1 protein-coding gene and 2 pseudogenes are annotated in these 2,643 nt (G+C 34.7%); all 3 read right to left on the minus strand.

All coding sequences use genetic code 11. The features are described from left to right. Positions 1 to 77: 77 nt before the first annotated feature. Positions 78 to 970, minus strand: a pseudogene (gene tnpB, locus CN288_RS05290) (IS200/IS605 family element RNA-guided endonuclease TnpB); the annotation flags it as partial. Positions 971 to 1,294: 324 nt separating this feature from the next. After that, a pseudogene (locus CN288_RS05295) lies at positions 1,295 to 1,395 on the minus strand (YhfC family glutamic-type intramembrane protease); the annotation flags it as partial. A gap of 70 nt (positions 1,396 to 1,465) precedes the next feature. Continuing rightward, positions 1,466 to 2,404, minus strand: coding sequence for a DMT family transporter (locus CN288_RS05300; protein WP_026594353.1), 939 nt, complete (start codon positions 2,402 to 2,404; stop codon positions 1,466 to 1,468). Positions 2,405 to 2,643: the final 239 nt, after the last annotated feature.

The raw sequence follows: 2,643 nt of genomic DNA on the forward strand, positions 1-2,643 counted from the left end.
CGTTTTGCGTTGTTGCTATCAGCGACTCGTATAATATTACACTTCTATATAGTAATAGTCAATGACTTTTATTAAATAAAATTAATTATCGCTCTGAATTGTAACCAAGATACTTCTTGAATCGCTTTCACGAGCTTGTGATTCTGTAACATATTGGATACTTGCAAATCTTCTATCCCAATCACATCGTGGTTTTTGATGATCATCGTAGATAGTTTTTGTAAGTAATCAGTTCTTGCATTTGTGATTCGTTCATGTATACGAGCCACTTTGATTCGCTGTTTATGCCAGTTCACTCCACCTTTTGTACGACGAGACAAAATGCGCTGGGCATGAGCGAGCTTCTTCTCTAATACCCGAAACCATTTCGGATTACCAAATACTTCTCCCATTGAAAGAATCGCAAAGTTTTTCACGCCAACATCCACACCAACAGCGGAACCTGTCTTTGGCAATTCTTGCACTTCTATTTCGGCAAGAATCGAGACAAAATATGTTCCACTTGGATTCCTTCTCACAGTAGCGCTCAAAATACATCCTTCTACCTCACGACTTTTGGCAAACGTGACAAGGCCAAGTTTCGGTAACTTTATTTTATTCCCTACAATCGCGATGTTCCCATTTGTGCGCTTCGTTGTATATGATTGAACTTTATTGTTTTTTGACTTAAACCGAGGTGCTTTGTTTTGTTTGTTGAAGAATCGTGAATACGAGTCAGCGAGGTTGTAAAGAGAAGATTGAAGAGCCGTGCTGTCACTTCTTTGAACCATACAAATTCTTTTTTGAGTGCAGGTAGTTGCGAAGAACAAGTGCCATAGGTGAATCCTTTCCCTGTTTCTTTATATCTATCATTCCATTTTGCTAAAAAATAATTGAATACAAAACGAGAACACCCCATTGTTTTCGCGATACGTATTTTTTGTTCTGCATTAGGATAGATCTGGAACTTATACGCTTTATGGACAAGCACCACTTTCCACCTCACTTTCTATTTTAGTTTTTCTACATGCTTTTTTCACGATATGCATGAGAACGATATCGGAATATACTCAAAAATACTTCTCTCGTATCATTTCTTCTTTTTTTGTCGAAATTCCTCTGCCATCATTCAAAAATGTATACATATGGAAAGACTTTTATAATGGAACAATTCCTTCTATGTAAGAATACTTCTTCCACAAGGAGAAATATTAGGATTTTACCTAACCGCCATTCATCTCCCACCTACTCATTGGCCCATGTCCTACCCATTCCTTGAGGTGGGAGTTTTCTGTCGGGAAATGATAAATAGCCTTGCTCCGAATAAAAATTCAGACTGCCAATCACGTTGTTTCATAAAAAAAAGCGCATTGCAATAAAGCGAGTAACCTCTTCAAAAAAACCTGCTGATAGACCGATAACTATAGCAAATAAAAAGAGGATGTCGCATTCAATGAATCACACATCCTCTTTTTACATTTCTGTATTAATATGTTTTATACTTTCTATCTTCCTTAGTTTTTCGATCTACAGATTTTATTAGAACACGTAGCTTTTCTTGATCGGCCCATATAACTCCACATAAAACTAGCACCCCACCTATTAAAGTTTTCCATGTTAAGGATTCATTTAATAAACTAATCGAAGCAATAATACTTATAAGTGGTAGAGCATTTAAATATAACCCACTTACTGATGCCGCAACTCTTTCTAATGCCTTATTCCAAAACCAATAAGATAGGATTGTTGCACAAACAACAAGATACGTAAAACTAAGCCCAGCCTTCCATGTATCTATTTGAGGTAGACCATTGTAAAAAGTTTCAATAACCGCAAATGGGAATAGAATAATTGCCCCTATGATTAATGTTAATGTTGTAAACACTTCATTTGATAGATTTTTTTCTTGTTTTGGCCTTTTTAATAATATTGTATAAAAGGCAAATAAAAAAGTACTTAATAAAATAAGCATATCTCCAACTAGAGAAGCACTTTGATTATTGCTACCAGATGGAATAGTAATACATATTACTCCAATAAAACCTAATATAATCCCAATCCAATAGTTTAACTGAATCTTTTCTTTTAAAAATAACGCCGAAAAGATTATCGTAACTAACGGTAAAGCAGCATCAATAATACTAACATGCAATCCACTCGTTAAAGAAATTCCATATGAGGTAAACATAAAGTATCCTGCCACACCAGTAAAAGATAATACGCTTATCCGTTTCCACGGAACATCCCCATTAATAATATTTTTTCGTAACTGCTGAAAAGAAAACAATAAACATATCCCACCAGCAAAGCAAAGACGAAGAAATAATAAGGTGAATGGTTGAATGGACTCTAACGCCCATTTTGTCGGAGCAATCGCTACTCCCCATAGTATAATTGCTACCAGTAACATACTTATCTCTTTCATAAATCTCCACACCCATTCAAAAAGATATATTATGTATTTTTCCCTTGTTGAATATGTTTGTAACTTCAATTCCCAATAAGCTATAAAGAAAACACTAATCCCTTTTCATACATATTGTTTCATTAAGGTATATTTTCTCTTCAATAGTATAACTGATTTATTCCGTATTATTTTCTCAATTGATAAGACATCTAGTAAAACTTGCAATAGTATGTAAAAACACAAAAAAGACGAGTCAT

This window comes from Bacillus sp. AFS023182 (genome assembly GCF_002560575.1).
Taxonomy (GTDB): domain Bacteria; phylum Bacillota; class Bacilli; order Bacillales; family Bacillaceae_G; genus Bacillus_A; species Bacillus_A arachidis.

Coding starts and splice junctions, on each gene's coding strand:
- CN288_RS05300 (WP_026594353.1), bottom strand. CDS start 2,404: ATGAAAGAGATAAGTATGTTACTGGTAGCAATTATACTATGGGGAGTA.